The organism is Moraxella lacunata, from assembly GCF_900453205.1.
Taxonomy (GTDB): domain Bacteria; phylum Pseudomonadota; class Gammaproteobacteria; order Pseudomonadales; family Moraxellaceae; genus Moraxella; species Moraxella lacunata_B.
Map to the genome: position 1 here is coordinate 84,782 of NZ_UGQU01000003.1, position 15,049 is coordinate 99,830.

Annotated in this window: 15 protein-coding genes; 7 read left to right on the plus strand and 8 right to left on the minus strand. The window is 43.6% G+C overall.

Annotated elements, in window-relative coordinates:
* Positions 1-9 precede the first annotated feature (9 nt).
* Both DX073_RS09260 and DX073_RS09265 read right to left on the minus strand, forming a co-directional pair.
* Positions 10-1,725 carry a sensor histidine kinase gene (locus tag DX073_RS09260; protein WP_115007713.1) on the minus strand — a complete coding sequence of 572 codons (1,716 nt, stop codon included), beginning with the start codon at positions 1,723-1,725 and terminating at the stop codon, positions 10-12.
* The gene (locus DX073_RS09265; RefSeq protein ID WP_115007715.1) at positions 1,722-2,357 is read right to left on the minus strand and encodes a response regulator; all 636 of its coding nucleotides are present in this window, start codon (positions 2,355-2,357) and stop codon (positions 1,722-1,724) included. Before DX073_RS09265 ends, DX073_RS09260 begins: the two co-directional genes overlap by 4 nt.
* 642 nt (positions 2,358-2,999) lie before the next feature.
* Here DX073_RS09265 and DX073_RS09270 point away from each other — a divergent pair.
* The 5 genes from DX073_RS09270 to DX073_RS09290 all read left to right on the plus strand — a co-directional run bounded on the left by DX073_RS09270 (position 3,000) and on the right by DX073_RS09290 (position 8,090).
* Positions 3,000-4,139: a D-alanyl-D-alanine carboxypeptidase family protein gene (locus DX073_RS09270; RefSeq protein ID WP_404932939.1), complete on the plus strand. Its 1,140-nt coding sequence runs from the start codon at positions 3,000-3,002 to the stop codon at positions 4,137-4,139.
* Between the two features lie 261 nt (positions 4,140-4,400).
* Entirely contained in the window at positions 4,401-5,045 is a 645-nt protein-coding gene (locus DX073_RS09275) for a thiamine phosphate synthase (RefSeq protein WP_115007717.1), read from the plus strand.
* Between the two features lie 136 nt (positions 5,046-5,181).
* Complete coding sequence (locus DX073_RS09280; protein ID WP_115007719.1) at positions 5,182-6,381, plus strand: phosphoglycerate kinase; 1,200 nt, start codon at positions 5,182-5,184, stop codon at positions 6,379-6,381.
* A 204-nt stretch (positions 6,382-6,585) separates the two neighbouring features.
* Complete coding sequence (locus DX073_RS09285) at positions 6,586-6,972, plus strand: membrane lipoprotein lipid attachment site-containing protein (RefSeq protein WP_115007721.1); 387 nt, start codon at positions 6,586-6,588, stop codon at positions 6,970-6,972.
* Positions 6,973-7,610: 638 nt separating this feature from the next.
* Entirely contained in the window at positions 7,611-8,090 is a 480-nt protein-coding gene (locus DX073_RS09290; RefSeq protein ID WP_115007724.1) for a pilin, read from the plus strand.
* Between the two features lie 334 nt (positions 8,091-8,424).
* Here the strand turns inward: DX073_RS09290 and DX073_RS09295 are convergent, their stop codons facing one another.
* The 4 genes from DX073_RS09295 to piv all read right to left on the minus strand — a co-directional run bounded on the left by DX073_RS09295 (position 8,425) and on the right by piv (position 10,814).
* Positions 8,425-8,631, minus strand: a complete 207-nt coding sequence (locus DX073_RS09295) for a hypothetical protein (RefSeq protein WP_115007726.1) — start codon at positions 8,629-8,631, stop codon at positions 8,425-8,427.
* Positions 8,621-9,208 carry a hypothetical protein gene (locus DX073_RS09300; RefSeq protein WP_115007728.1) on the minus strand — a complete coding sequence of 196 codons (588 nt, stop codon included), beginning with the start codon at positions 9,206-9,208 and terminating at the stop codon, positions 8,621-8,623. The genes DX073_RS09295 and DX073_RS09300 overlap by 11 nt, the downstream gene beginning before the upstream one ends.
* A 191-nt stretch (positions 9,209-9,399) precedes the next feature.
* The gene (locus DX073_RS09305) at positions 9,400-9,849 is read right to left on the minus strand and encodes a pilin (protein WP_115007730.1); all 450 of its coding nucleotides are present in this window, start codon (positions 9,847-9,849) and stop codon (positions 9,400-9,402) included.
* Positions 9,846-10,814 carry an IS110 element transposase-like pilin switch DNA invertase Piv gene (gene piv, locus DX073_RS09310; protein WP_076611962.1) on the minus strand — a complete coding sequence of 323 codons (969 nt, stop codon included), beginning with the start codon at positions 10,812-10,814 and terminating at the stop codon, positions 9,846-9,848. The genes DX073_RS09305 and piv overlap by 4 nt, the downstream gene beginning before the upstream one ends.
* Before the next feature lie 161 nt (positions 10,815-10,975).
* Between piv and DX073_RS14545 the strand changes: the two genes are divergently transcribed.
* Positions 10,976-12,415, plus strand: coding sequence for a sulfatase-like hydrolase/transferase (locus DX073_RS14545; RefSeq protein WP_115007732.1), 1,440 nt, complete (start codon positions 10,976-10,978; stop codon positions 12,413-12,415).
* Between the two features lie 2 nt (positions 12,416-12,417).
* Here DX073_RS14545 and DX073_RS09320 read toward each other — a convergent pair whose 3' ends face one another.
* Positions 12,418-13,110, minus strand: a complete 693-nt coding sequence (locus DX073_RS09320; protein ID WP_115007734.1) for a hypothetical protein — start codon at positions 13,108-13,110, stop codon at positions 12,418-12,420.
* Between the two features lie 65 nt (positions 13,111-13,175).
* On the opposite strand from DX073_RS09320, the gene DX073_RS09325 reads away from it, so the two are divergent.
* Positions 13,176-13,652: a pilin gene (locus DX073_RS09325; protein WP_181814413.1), complete on the plus strand. Its 477-nt coding sequence runs from the start codon at positions 13,176-13,178 to the stop codon at positions 13,650-13,652.
* A 55-nt stretch (positions 13,653-13,707) separates the two neighbouring features.
* On the opposite strand, the gene serA is transcribed toward DX073_RS09325, so the two are convergent.
* The gene (gene serA / locus DX073_RS09330; protein WP_115007736.1) at positions 13,708-14,934 is read right to left on the minus strand and encodes a phosphoglycerate dehydrogenase; all 1,227 of its coding nucleotides are present in this window, start codon (positions 14,932-14,934) and stop codon (positions 13,708-13,710) included.
* Between the last annotated feature and the right edge of the window lie 115 nt (positions 14,935-15,049).

A 15,049-nucleotide genomic window follows, 5' to 3' on the forward strand; every position in this document is an offset into this window, starting at 1 on the left:
GGCCAAACATCAGGTAACTGGCGTGTTAGAGACAATCAAGCGAAAACAGCTTTTGTCATCTTCTCTAAAATAGCGAATTTTGGCGTTATTGGCTTCACTAAATGATTGGGATAGATACAGCCCAAGCCCCGTGCCTTTTTTGCTGGTGGTAAAAAACGGATTAAATAGGCTTGCCAAATCCTTCTCGCTTACGCCCTCACCGTGATCTAGTACATCAATAAACGCCCCTGTTTTGGTCTTGGTTAGACGTATTTCCACATCATTATCATGGAATTGATGAATGGTGTGGTATAAGGCGTTATTAATGAGATTTGTCATGACTTGTTCTAGCTGATTGGCATCAAAATAGAACGAGATAGGCTTGGCGGTGTCGCCCGTTACAATGATGAATTCGTGTGGATAATGCTTCGCTAAAAACTGTCGCACCCAACTTGGTGCGTCTAGGGCGGACTGATTGGGTATCTCTTGGCGAGATAGGCTTAGTACATCAGAGATGATGGAATTGACCCGTTTGGTCTGCTGATAAATCATCTCATAAAACTCAGCATTGACATCATCATCACGCACATCTTCCATGAGTAGCTGACTGGCTTGGCTGATGGCGGCAAGGGGGTTTCGTATTTCATGGGCGATACTGGCAGAGAGCTGACCTAGGCTGGCGAGTTTTAGTTGTTGGGCGTGGCTTTGTTCGCGGCTCAAATCTTCGATGATGAGAATCTGCCCATGTTCAAGTAGGGGCTTGGAGCTGATGCGTAGCTTATCGGCAAGGTGAGTTTGACTCATGTGAGCTTCATCGTGAGTCTTGGGCGGTATGTCGTAGATGAGTTCAGCTGATTGGCTGGGGGCAAGTGAGCGATACCAACCGATGATTTTGGGGTGATGTTTAATGATAATACGAGACAGCTCAATGATTTTGGCAGGGCTGTCACAGGCATTATCATCAATGGGTAGATGCAAAAGACGTTGGGCGGCGTTATTTATCATGACGATGTTACGCTCAGGGTCTAGCACCAACACGCCGTTTACCATGTTCTTGACAACAGCTTGGTTGATGGTGTGGAGCTTTTCCACCTCATCGGCATGATCAAGCAGGGACCGCTCGGCTTTGGCGAGTCGCTGAGAGATGGACCAACTTAAAAAACCCACCGCAATCAAGCTTACCGACAACAATAGACTGTCATTGATGGTAAGTAAGTTTTTTTCGGTCGTCGGTGTCTCAAAGAAAAAGCGAAAAAACTGCTGGTAGATGAGCGCTGAGACAGTCATGAGTGTGATGGCGGTCGCTCGGGATAGGGACAATAGCATGTAGCTTGCGGCGATGACCACCATGTATAGTAGGGTAATTTGAAAATCACTGATTTTGCCATACAGAGCAAATAAGGTCAAAAAAACAACGTCCACCACAAAGCCTGATAATAGCTGCAATCTTGACCGTTTTTTTATCATAAAAAAAGCAAATAACAGCACCAAAGCGACAACAACATAAATACTAAATACCGTCTGTTCTAAAAAAGTAGGCTCGGTGGGTAGACCTGCCTTGTCACGGTTGAGTAAAAAGTTTGCCATGAGCAAAAAGCAGGCGATGATAAAACGATAGACGCCATAGGTGAGTCCAAGCTGACGCACACGCATCGTGGAAATGAGCGCTTCTTCGTGAACATTGGCGGACAAAAACCACAGTTTTCGCACCCATGTTTTGGTGTGTCTGATGGGAGATGGGCTCATGTATTGACCAGTCCGTGACGTATGGCAAGATGGGTGAGTTTGACATCAGAATCCACACCCAGTTTTTCAAAAATTCGATAACGGTAAGTGTTTACGGTTTTGACACTCACAAATAAACTGTCGGCAATTTGACTGGCACTTTGGCAGTTCGCTACCATCATGGCAACTTGTTTTTCACGCTCGGACAAGCCATCAAAAGGATTGGCTTTTTTATCAAGCACATTTTGGGCAAGCACATCGGCAATCTCATGGCTAAAATACTTACCACCTGCCTTGACTTTTTTGATGGCGGTTATCATCTCGCCAATGGGCGTGCCTTTGGTAATGTAGCCATCTACCCCCGCCTTTAAAAGCATGGATGGGTAAGGCTCAGCCACCAAGCTAGACACTGCCAGAACCTTGATGTACTCATCAAGCTGTTTAATCCGTCGTGTCGCCTCCACGCCACCGATGTTGGGCATATTAACATCTAGCAGCACCACGTCAGGAGCGAGCTTGCGGGTCATTACCACTGCCGTCTCGCCACAGCCTGCTTCCCCAACAACTTCAATGTCGGGGTCATCACCAAGCATGCGACTGATGCCCATGCGGACAAGCTCATGGTCGTCTACGATGAGTACTTTTATTGTCATTTTGCCCACCTTTCTAAAATAAATATTAAATGGTTTTTAAAAATGTTTTTTAAAATAATCTGTCTAAATCATATCAGAACTGTTTATCATGTGTACATTTAAGCACCCAAATCCAAAAAATCATCCAAAATGGCTCAAAAATTGCAATGTCTTAGTTGATTTGGGCTAAACTAAAATCGATGTTTGGGTACCGTCTGTACGATTGACAATTTTAACAATTAACCAGTCATCTAGCAATTTTTTTAGTAACTTTTTTTAACAAAAAACTGCTCTAGGTGTTGCCCAAAACCGGACAATGTTTTGCAAAAATGTTACAAAACACTTGCTTGATTATTACGCTAACAAAGATGATGAGTTAGATAAAAGTTAGGGATAAAAACGTGTTAAATTTGTTTACAAATTTACCCAAAAACTTTGATTTTTAACATAAAAAAGTGTTCTTGTTATGTTAGAATAAAAATGATGAGACGGTCTAAATGTATTTGTCCGTTTCACCAAGCCAGTGTTGCCGATGTCATTGATGTGACGGTGTGTTGATGTCAATGCAAGTGGCCTAGGTATTTTCTTGCAAACAAGGTTGTCGCCCGAGAAAATCAATCCTGCAACCCCATCAATGAGCCGAGAGTGGAACTTATGAAGCAAATTAATTTTAAAAAAGTCAGCCCCAAGCACCTAGCCTGTGGGCTAAGCCTGTCTGTCATGTCCATGATGACAGTGTCTGCCCATGCGTTTTTGGTGGACAACAGCCAACAAAAAACCATCTATATCGGCAAAGGCAATGCCCAGAGCATGCAAGCGGTTACCGTCCAAGAGATTCCACCTGCAACCACGACCATTCAGCAAACTCGCACTTATACCAACACCAATACAGCCCCTAACACCTACAACCAAGGCTACACCAACACTCAGGTTACTAGAACATCTGTTCCTGCTGGTACGACCACTTCTCAGCCCTTTGCCATTCAGCCTTATGGACAGCAGACCAGTTATGGCAGCAGCTACCAATATGGCGAGCAGTTGCCTATTAGCACAAAGTCTGCCGCCGCCATCGTATTTGACCTACAAACCGGTCAGCCCATCTATCAAAAAAATGCCGATGCCGTGCGTTCTATCGCCTCTGTAACCAAGATTATGACAGCGATGGTGCTGATGGATGCGGGGCTTGACATGCGTGAAGAGATTGTGATTGAACCATCGGACTTTATCGCCGCCAAAAAAGCAAGCTCTAACCTACGCTCGGGCGACCGCATGAGCCGTAGTGAGTTCATGCTCCTTATGCTCATGAAGTCAGAAAACCCTGCTGCCAAAGCCCTAGCCCGTACTTACCCCGGTGGTTATGATAACTTTATCTGGGCGATGAACCAAAAAGCCAAAAGTCTGGGCATGAACAGCACAAGCTACTCTGACGCATCAGGTCTAGACCCACGTAACCGCTCATCAGCGAACGACCTAGTGAAGATGATGCGAGCGGTGAATTCTGACCCACGTTATCAGACTGTGCGTAACTTCTCAACCGCCCCAAACTATGACTTTTATGTCAATAACTACAACTCAGGTTCACGCACTTACAAAGCTCAAAATACCAGTCGTCTTGTCCGTGCAGGCAATCACCCGATTGGCGTGTCAAAGACAGGCTTTATCCGTGAGGCAGGTTATTGCTATGTGATGGAGACCCACGTCAATAACCGTCCTGCCGTTGTTGTACTGCTCGGTGCCAGTGCCTCTAACAGCCGTTGGGATGACGCTGAGGACATCCTAACTCAGCTTGCCTATCGTTATTGATTGCCCTATTGATGGCAAAAAAAGACCCGACCATTGGGTCTTTTTGTTATTTATTATTTTTTGGTATTGTTAATTGAGTATACTTTTCTAGAAAGCCGTTCGTGGTGAGCTTGTCGAACCATAACGGTTTTCCTAGACTTCGACAAGCTCAGTCCGAACGGAAAACCTTAAAATCTATCTTTATTTAACAATACCTATTATTTTGACGAATTGACTATAATATAGTACCGATACCAACCAGCTCTGCCTCCAAGGACGACCATGACCGCCCCCAAATTATACCTGCTTACCAGTGATGAAGACATTCACACCCTAAGCGAGAAATTAGAACGTGCCTTTGATACGGGTGTGGTATCACTACTACAAATCCGCCGTCATCAGACCGCTCATGTCTTTGATTTGATTACGCTCTACCAAGAGACCGAGATTCTCATCAGTCTGGCGGACAAATACGACATTCCCACGGTCATTAATGAAAATCTAGAACTTGCCTCCCACTTTAACACAGGGCTACATCTGTCAGGGACGATGAGTGTGCGAGTGGCACGAGAGATACTCGGCGATGGCGTGCATGTCGGTCGCAGTTGTCATGGCGATGTGGCGGTATTTAGAGAAGCCAAAAAACAGGGGGCAAGCTACGGGGCGATGGGAGCGATGTTTGGCACGATGACCAAGCCACTGGCTAAGACCGTCAGTAGCGAGACGCTATCTCGTGCTCACAAAGTGGGCTTGCCCCTATGTCTGATTGGTGGGATAAGCCTAAACAACATGGATGAGCTTCGCCAAAAGGTCGGTGAGATACCCATTGATTATGTCGCTGTGACCACGGACATCCTGCACCATAGCCCTGAGATGGTCACAGCAAAATGCCAAGCATGGCGTCGCTACCTAGAAACATGGGATTGATGGTTTTTGAAAAAATGACATCATTATAAAAAATACCATCATTTGCTGTCATGATAACATTGAGAAAAGCCAAAAAATTATGCTAAAATAGCGTTACTTTATGTCACCATCCATATCATGACCAAAAGGAAGACCCATGAGCATTACCTATCTATCTGACTTAGACGTATCGGGCAGAACCGTCCTTATCCGTGAAGATTTAAACGTACCCATCAAAGACGGTGTCATCACCAGCGATGTCCGCCTACAAGCCTCCCTACCCACCATCAAGGCATGTCTTGACAAAGGGGCGGGCGTGATTGTTTGCTCGCACCTAGGTAGACCCACCGAAGGCGAGAGCGAGGGCAAATATTCATTAGCTCCGATTGCTGATTATTTGGCGGACAAACTGGGCGTGAACGTGGCGTTCTCCACCGATTATCTGGATAATGGCGTGTCGGTCAAATCAGGCGAGGTGGTGCTATTAGAAAACGTCCGCTTTAACGTGGGCGAGAAGAAAAACAGCCCCGAGCTATCCAAACAATACGCCAACCTATGCGACATCTTTGTCATGGACGCTTTTGGCACCGCTCACCGAGCCCAAGCATCTACCGAAGGGGTGATTCGTGCGTGTATCGCAGACGGCAAGCCTGTGTGTGCAGGCAACCTACTCTCTGCCGAGCTTGATGCCCTATCCAAAGCCTTAGACAATCCCGCCAAACCTGTACTATCTATCGTGGGTGGCTCAAAGGTATCTACCAAACTTGACGTGCTAAACAGCCTAGCTAAGCTATGCGATAGTATCCTAGTCGGTGGTGGTATCGCCAACACCTTTTTGGTGGCGAGTGGCAAAAATGTCGGTGCCTCCCTATACGAAGCCGACCTTGTGGATACCGCCCGTGACATCATGACCAAGACAAACATCCTACTACCTACTCATGTCGTGGTCGCGGATAAAGGACAGATTGATTTTGATGACTTTTTGGGTTCACTCAGTCGAGCGACTGCCACCATCAAATCCGTGGATGAGATTGGTGAGCATGACATGATACTAGACATCGCCCCAGAGTCGGCGAGTAAGCTGGGCGAGCACATCAAATCCGCCAAAACCATTCTATTTAATGGGCCTGTGGGCGTGTTCGAAGTGGACGCATTCGGTCAAGGCACCGCCATCATCTGTCAAGCAGTGGCGGACAGCGAAGGATTTAGCATCGCTGGCGGTGGCGATACCTTGGCTGCCATTGACAAATATGGCGTGGCAGATGGTGTGGACTACCTATCCACAGGGGGCGGGGCGTTTCTAGAATTTGTTGAAGGTAAACCCCTGCCCGCCATCACCGCACTAGATACACCTTGATAAGTATCTGATTTTTATATAAAAATGATAAAATGCAACAAAAACATTTGTTAATTTTTGTTGCATTTTTTATGTTTGCCCTTGCCAAATACCATCATTCTGCTAAACTATGACTAGATTTTAAGACATCTTTAAATGTTGGTGTTTTATCATTTTTAAAGATGTACTGCCATTACTAATACATACTTCCTTTGGAGTGCTTTTATGAAAAAATTAATCCTAACCACGCTTGTCGCTGCCCTTGCTTTGACAGCGTGTAGCAAAGAGACCAGCGATAAGGCTGCCGAGACGGCTCAGTCTGCCGCCACTGACACCGCCAATAACGCCAAAGCCGCTGCTGACACTGTGGCCGCCGAGGCCGAAGCTGCAGCCAATGCGACCGCTGAAGGTGTCTCTAATGTCGCTCATGACGTGGCAAATAATGGCGTAGAAAATGCCAAAAATACCGCCGAAGCCGCCGCAGGCGTGGTCTCTGATGCCGCCACCGCCACCGCCGATGCCGTGACAGGGGCTGCCAGCAGTGCCACTGATACCGTAACAGGCAACACCGCCACCGCCGAACAGCAAGCCCCCGAAGACCAAAAGTACTAATCCACCATCACCAAAGCCCCGAACATGTTCGGGGCTTTTTTGATAAAAATGAATTTACAGCCAGCGAATCTGATGTTCGCCATGGATCTGTGATGTTCACCCATTTCACATCATCTTATGCCAGTTTATCAACATTGACAAAATCGTCACACATGACACATTAATGCCATGTCAGTGTCCATTTGTGTCAAAAATTGGCTAATATGACAAATTTTGGCAACAATTTTTGATAGGTAAAAATTTTGTCCATGTCAAAAATTGGCACATCCACCAAAATGTCAGCCCAACCTGCCAAAAAATGTCAAAAAATCCAAAACTGACAAAAATTGTCACCCAAAATTACCTGCCAGACATCAAATTTTAAAAATTTTTAAAAATTTTTTTGGTAAAAAAGAAAAAAATTTGTACATATCTTAATCAATTTTAAAAAATGGCAAAAAATCTGCTTATTTTTTAGACAAAATTTTTAAAATTTTCTCAATTTTGCCTATTTTTCCCAAAACAGTCCAAATCCGCCAAAAAGTTGGCACAGACAATGCAACAGTATGAGTGTAAGGTTAGCAAATATGTTTAAAGTTGCTAATCACTTAACTTAAACAAACTGGGCAATATCGCCCCTATGAACTAAGGAGTTCATTATGAACGCTCAAAAAGGTTTCACCCTTATCGAACTAATGATTGTAATCGCCATTATTGGTATCCTAGCTGCAATCGCTCTACCTGCTTACCAAGACTACATCTCTAAGTCTCAAACTACTCGTGTAGTGGGCGAACTAGCTGCTGGTAAAACTGCTGTAGATGCTGCTTTGTTTGAAGGTAAAGAGCCAGTATTGCAAGCTAATAATGCTGATACCTCCAAAGAGGATATTGGTCTAACTGACACCAGCAACAAACCTCGTTCCAACTTGATGTCAAATGTTGAATTAAGTGGTTTCTCTGCTACTAGTTCAGCTGGCACTATTACTGGCACCTTGGGTACACGTGCTAATAAAGACATCACTGGTGCGAAAATCATGCAAAATCGTGCTGCTGATGGTGTATGGAGTTGTACTATTAACGGTTCTGGTGCTACTGGTTGGAAAGACAAATTTATCCCAACTGGCTGTACAGCTCAGTAATAATCTACTCTTAGATTACAAAACACCGCTCCTTTATGGGGTGGTGTTTTACGTAAATACATCATCAGCAACCACTATTAACATCTCTTAAAAAGAGCAATTAACATCAAATATAAGAAAAACCGCCACTCAAAGAACCGTTGGCGTACCAGCTCAGGTTACACATTCAAGTCTAACCACACTCAATTCATATCAAAATCATACAAAAACCGTTCGCTCTGAGCCTGCCTGCGGGTGAAGCGGTTCTCCGTTATGGGCGGGCATAGCTTACCACGAACGGAGAACCTTTGTTGTGCTTTGAATAGAATTTACTATACAAATTGTCAAATATTGCTTATTCTTGGTGGTATATTTGTGCCGATAGTTGGTTTTTATAGGGTAGATAAGGAGATGGTGTGATGTGTATGGTGTAATGATTTAAAGTTTTGCGATTAAAAAAGATAAAATGACTGTTGTGCTTGATGTTCTCACCCAAGATAAACTCTTCATCACCGTTTGCCACCAAGATGTAATAAGGGCGATTCTCTACTTCAATAATCATAACCCGTAAAAAAGGCTGAACGCAAATACCCTATCGAAAACGCAGAAACGACCACATACACAAAAATAAAAGCCATAAAAATCTGATAATATTTTTCGTTACTCATCAACTCCCTAAGACGAATAGAAAAAGAGATTGCCCGTCCGAACTTATGGCAAACTAAAGAAATAGCTAAAATAGAAAGTACACATCCCATCAGACGGTATGACGACAAAATACCAATATAAAAATACAGTAGCAACATGATGGGTGTTGATACGATCGCCAATAAAATAAAAATTTTGACAAACCCCAAATGAGATGCACCCCAAGAGGCATGTAGTAGCCCAAAAAATCTCTTAATAAACTTAAACGCCTGATATCCGATCAAATAGCCAATAACAAGAATCATGGATACCACACAGACATAAGCCAAACTTCTGGCAATCATGCTACCACCTTGCACTACATGCCACCATGGGTAGCCATGATATGCTGCTTGACCCCAACCATAAGCGTAAGCCGTCGCCCAACTTAATACAGCCAAATACGCCATTGATACCGACGAGGCGACAAATTTATTAAAATTATTTAGCATGACTTAAGTATCTTTTAAAACAAGAATAAAAAGAAATGGATGATAATTGTGATTGATTATTTTAGATAAAAAATAGACAAGTGTTTTCTTATTTTTGTATATTTATTGTAAAGATAAATTTCTCTCACAAACAAAAATCACCTCCAATAAGAGGTGATTTCGCATAACTAAAATATATTCAATAATTAAAATTATGGTGCAGTATTTGTGCAACCTGTTGGAATAAATTTATCCTTCCAACCGGTAGCAGTGCCTTGCTGTACGTGACAAGTCCATACACCGTCATTAGCACGTTTTTGAGTGATGATAGCACCACTGATGTCTTTATTGGCACGGTTACCCAAGGTACCAGTAATAGTACCAGCTGAACTAGTGGCAGAGAAGCCAGCTAACACAACGCCACCAGTTTCTTTTAGTAGATTAGAGCGAGCCTTGCCACCGGTGGAAGTTAAGCCAATATCTTCTTTAGAGGTTGCGGTGTTGCCAGCATCCAAAACCGGCTCTTTACCTTCAAACAAAGCAGCATCTACAGCAGTTTTACCAGCAGCTAGTTCGCCCACTACACGAGTAGTTTGAGACTTAGAGATGTAGTCTTGGTAAGCAGGTAGAGCGATTGCAGCTAGGATACCAATAAATGTTATTCATGAATGCGTTTGTCAAAAGGGCGATTTTGGCGAATAACGGCATAGCTGATGGTGAGTAATTTGCGCATGATGGCGATAATAATTTGTTTTTTGGTTTTGCCTTTTTGTTCCATGCGTTTGACGAACTTTTGAAAAGCGGGATATCGACCAAAGCTGACTATGACAGCGGGCATAAAAAGGGCTGAACGTAGTTCTTTTTGTCCACTAAATCCAATGGAAGACTGCTTGTGAATACTAATGCCTGATTGATGATGACGAGGGGCAAGCCCAGCATAGCTTGCTAGATGTTTGGCACTTTGAAATGATGAACCATCTCCAATGACAACCAGTAGATGTGGCAGTGTCTTTTTGCCAATTCCAGGTATTGTGGCAAGTAGGCTGGCACGGTAATTTAGCTCGGGCGTGCAATTGATGAGTTGCCAAATTTGATGATCGAGCTGTGTGATGCTGTCACTCCAATGACGAATGTTGTCATCAGTATACGATTTCACATAAATAGACAGAGCTTCCTGTCGAGTGCGTTCTTTGATGAGTTGCCGTTTGTGGTGTTCACGTTGTTTTAGAAGGGCAGTCAGTTTTATTTCGTTGTCTGATTTAGGCTGCCATAAAGGTGGATTTTCTTTTGCACCATAGCGTGCCAAGAGAATGGCATCCTGCTTATCTGTCTTGGTGCGTATGCCTAGGCTTTTGGCGTATGCATGAATATATAAGGGGTTGACAATACTTACCTTATGATGATGAGAGATTGCCCAATGAGCTAATTTTTCCCAATAAGCCCCCGTTGCCTCAATAATCAAATGTAAGGTAGATGTGTTATAATGATGTGCTTGAATCCACAATGTTAGCTCTATAAAACCCTGTTGGTTATTTGTGAATGTACAGTTTTGCCAAGTGTTATGGGTAATAAAGCAGGCATCAAATGTGTTTTTGGCGATATCAATCCCAATGTAAGTTTTAGACATGGTAGTATAAAGCACCAAACTAGTTTGGTAAAGGAGTTATCTCAACCTAGCTTGCGGGTTTTGCTCCCAGGATACCAAGCGAGTTTTCCCCAATATTATTGCACAATGCATGAATTATAGAGGATTTGATCTATAAATGCAAATTTAACGGTAATTGTTCTATGACCATAAAAAAGAATTCTTCTAAAAAATATCCCGATTGGCTCGTTCATGATTACAAACTGCCAAAGCTTGATTGGCTGCTTTTGGCACAGGCATTGATTTTTTTGCTGATTCCCAATGTTTTTTTGCTGATTGGTGCGTATTTTGTGGGTGTGTCTCGGCCTCTTATTAACATTGATTATTTTGTGGCATGTGTGCTATTTGCTCTGCCTTATCGGTTTTTTCGTGTGTTGGCGATGTTGGTGCTGCTTTGCACCATAAGTCTTGATGTTGTGATGATGACCATGCAATTATTCCCATTTTTGGATATTTTTGCAGCAATATCACTTGCTCCATTTTTGGTCAATGCCCCCTTGCGTTATATGGTGCTTGTAGGAATTGTGGCGACATATCTTACCGTTATGCCCTTTATTATGAGACGACTTGCCAAACCTTTTATGATTAAGACAGGATGGCTTTATGTGTTATTTGTGTCACTCGTTGGTTTTTTTGCGTATAGCCACTTTAATGAAATCAAATATGTAGATAGACATGGTGAACGATTCGCTCAGTCAGATTACTTTGTCATTCATAGCCAGTACAAACGCTATCGGTGGGTGGTAGATAGTGAATTTATTAAACATTTTGGCAAAGTACCAACCATGATCCCCATTGACATTGATAACGCCTCTAGCTATTTTGGCAATTCTGATAAAAAATTACTCATTGTGGCAGAGTCATGGGGGGTGGCACGTCATGATAGCACTCAAAAAGATATTTTGGCAGGTATTTACAATCAAACTGACAGACTAGAGTTTATCAAGGACGGTTATTTTGACTTTGCAGGAGCAACGGTGGAAGGTGAGCTTAGGGAGCTGTGTTTGCTTGACGTAGAGGGTGGTTATGCCTTTAATAAAGTTGCTAATAAAGAATTTGACAACTGTTTGCCCAATCAATTAAAGCGGATGGGGTATCATACCATAGGCATGCATGGTGGATTTAGTCAGATTTATGAAAGAGATTTTTTGTATCCAAAAATGGGTTTTGCTGAGACGGTCTTTGCTGAACATCATGGCGACAAAAAACGTTGTGAGGCTTTTAATGGTATTTGTGATAACGAACTGTTTGATATTGTTGCAGAAAGTTTTGCCACCCATGATAAAAACTTCTTTTATTGGCTAACCCTAACCAGTCATTCCCACTACCCTAGAGGTGATATCATCAATCACCGACTAGACTGCAATAAGCACAACCTACCCAAAGGTGATATTTGTAACAACTTTATGCTACACGCCCAGTTTTTTGATGGATTGGGCGAACTTATCAAACGCCCTGAGATGGCAGGTGTTGAGGTGATTGTTGTGGGCGATCATATGCCTCCGCTGATGATGCGGGAGCCTATCCATTCGCACATTCATTGGCAGCGGGTGAGCTGGTTGCATTTTAAGGTTAAAGCATGATGTTAAGAGATTGGTTTTTCGCCAAATTTTGCTACCAAGTTAAAGTCTTCATCAAGGGCGAAGTATGCTCCATTGTATTTTGCCATGACAGATAAGATATACAGCTTGCCGTATTGTTTTTCCAAACTTTGCAGGACGGCTGAATCATCCATATTTTGAGCAAGAGTACGTCGATTGGCTAGATCGGTTTCTTTAATAACATCCAAAGATTGTAACATGGACTGATAAGAGTGCTTTCGATCTGGTGTATAGACAGCCGCAGGTAATTTGCCTAGTTTTTCATATTGCGATAATTCGCCCAATTCAAAATCGGTCATCTCGCGTTTATTGATAACCGTTGCTGAGCTTTTGGGGTAGATGATGACTGCTTGAGGTTGTTCTTTGTAGAGTGTGGTCAGACCATATGCCAAGGCGGCAATCTGAACGGCACCAATGATAACAAAGTCAGAGATGATTTCTTTTTTAGGTTTGGCAGGATTGTACACCAAAAATGACAACAAAGGTCCTAGCACGACATCTATCAAGAAGACCAAGGTAAGCCCCTGTATCGCCCCCGCCATGGTAAAGTACACGTCAGGATAAGCAAAAAAATATACCCAAGCTACCACAAAACAGAAGATGAGCAACGAGATGGTAAAGTGAGTGATACCGGCTTTAGCTTTGGTTTTTATCAAAGAGAGGGTAAGTGATGTCATAAAATAAAAGTTGGTACAGAAATTGCTTAATTATATCAGATATTAATTTCTTTACTAGAGTTATGATGAAAAACAATTTAAATGCCCAACAGGGCTTCACCTTAATAGAGTTGATGATTGTGGTAGCAATCATCGGGACGTTGGTAGCGATTGCCTTACCTATGTATCAAGATTATATTGCTAAAGCTCAGGTGAATAGGGTGTATTATGAGATTAATGCAACTCGTACAGTAATTGATACCATTTTATCGGATGGGCGATTACCAACATTAAAACCAGAGCAAGCTATTAATAATGAGAGTTATGAGTATATTGGCATGACCGAAGATCCTGCATCCAACTTGGTGTATATTGCCAGTATTACAAACAATGGGGATAAATTTCAGAAGATTACAGCTGAATTTGGCAAACAGTCCTATAAGGCATTAACAGGAGCAAAGATATCTATGGTGCGTGGTGCAGACGGTCTGTGGTCATGCGTACTAGAAGAAAGGTCGGCTGGCTGGAAGGATAAATATACGCCAATATCATGCAGAGAATAATAAAATAAAACCACTCATCACGAGTGGTTTTATTTTTTGGGTTATTTAGGCGCTATCAAAACAACACACGCACCTTGATGGTCTGCGGTACGGAACGCAAGCGTTCTAAGGCTTTGGCAGAGTCGTGGTCGTCCACGTCCATGACCAGATAGCCGACATCGCCATGAGTCATCATCGACTGGGCGGTGATGTTGATGCCAGCGTCCGCAAAGGAGGCGTTGACCTGCGAGAGTACACCAGGGACGTTTTGGTGAATGTGTAGCAGGCGGTGGCTCTTGTCCGTGAACGGAATGGAGACGTTGGGGAAGTTCACCGCACTTGTCGTGTCGCCCATGTCAGAATAGCGGACGAATTTGTCAGCGACTTCTAGACCGATGTTGGCTTGGGCTTCTTGGGTAGAACCGCCGACATGGGGGGTGAGAATGACGTTTTCAAAGGCACGAAGGGGCGAGATAAACTCTTCATCAGCCGATTTTGGCTCTTTGGGGAATACGTCAATGGCAGCCCCGAGCAGTCTGCCACTCTCCAAGGCGGCGGCTAAGTCGTCAATGTTCACACACCCACCACGAGCAGCGTTGATAAAGAACGAGCCGTCTTTCATAAGACCAAACTCACGAGCGGTCATCATATTACGGGTGCTAGGCAGGTCAGGGACGTGCAGGGTTACTACGTCAGCTTTTTCTAGGAGTTCATCAAAACTGCCCACTTGTACGGCATTACCCAGTGGCAGTTTGGTCAGCACGTCATGATAGATGACTTTCATGCCCAGTCCTTCGCACAGGACGGACAGCTGTGAGCCGATAGAGCCATAGCCCACGATACCCATGGTCTTGCCACGCACTTCATAGCTGTCTTTGGCGGATTTGTTCCAGCCGCCACGATGGACGACCGCATTTTTCTCAGGAATGCCACGCATGAGCATGATGGTCTCAGCAAGCACCAGCTCCGCGACCGAGCGAGTGTTTGAGTAGGGGGCGTTAAAGACGGGAATGCCCAGCTCTAAGGCGGCGTCCAAATCCACTTGGTTGGTACCGATACAAAAACAGCCGATACAGATGAGTTTTTCGGCAGATTCTAGCACTTTGCGAGTCAGCTGAGTGCGCGAGCGGATGCCGATGAAATGGGCGTCTTTGATTTTTTCGATGAGTTCATCTTCATCAAGGGCGGTTTTGATGTATTCGATGTTGGTGTAGCCAGCTTCGTTTAGCACTTTTAGGGCGTTGTCATGCACGCCTTCTAAGAGCAAAAAGCGGATTTTGTCTTTGTTAAGGGATAAAGTCATGAAAAATCCTTACAATAAAGAGTGGTTGGCAAAGACATAGTTATACACCCATTTGGCAGATTTTGCAAAGGATTTTGAGGCGAAAAGGCGATTATTTTTTTGATGTGGGGATTTT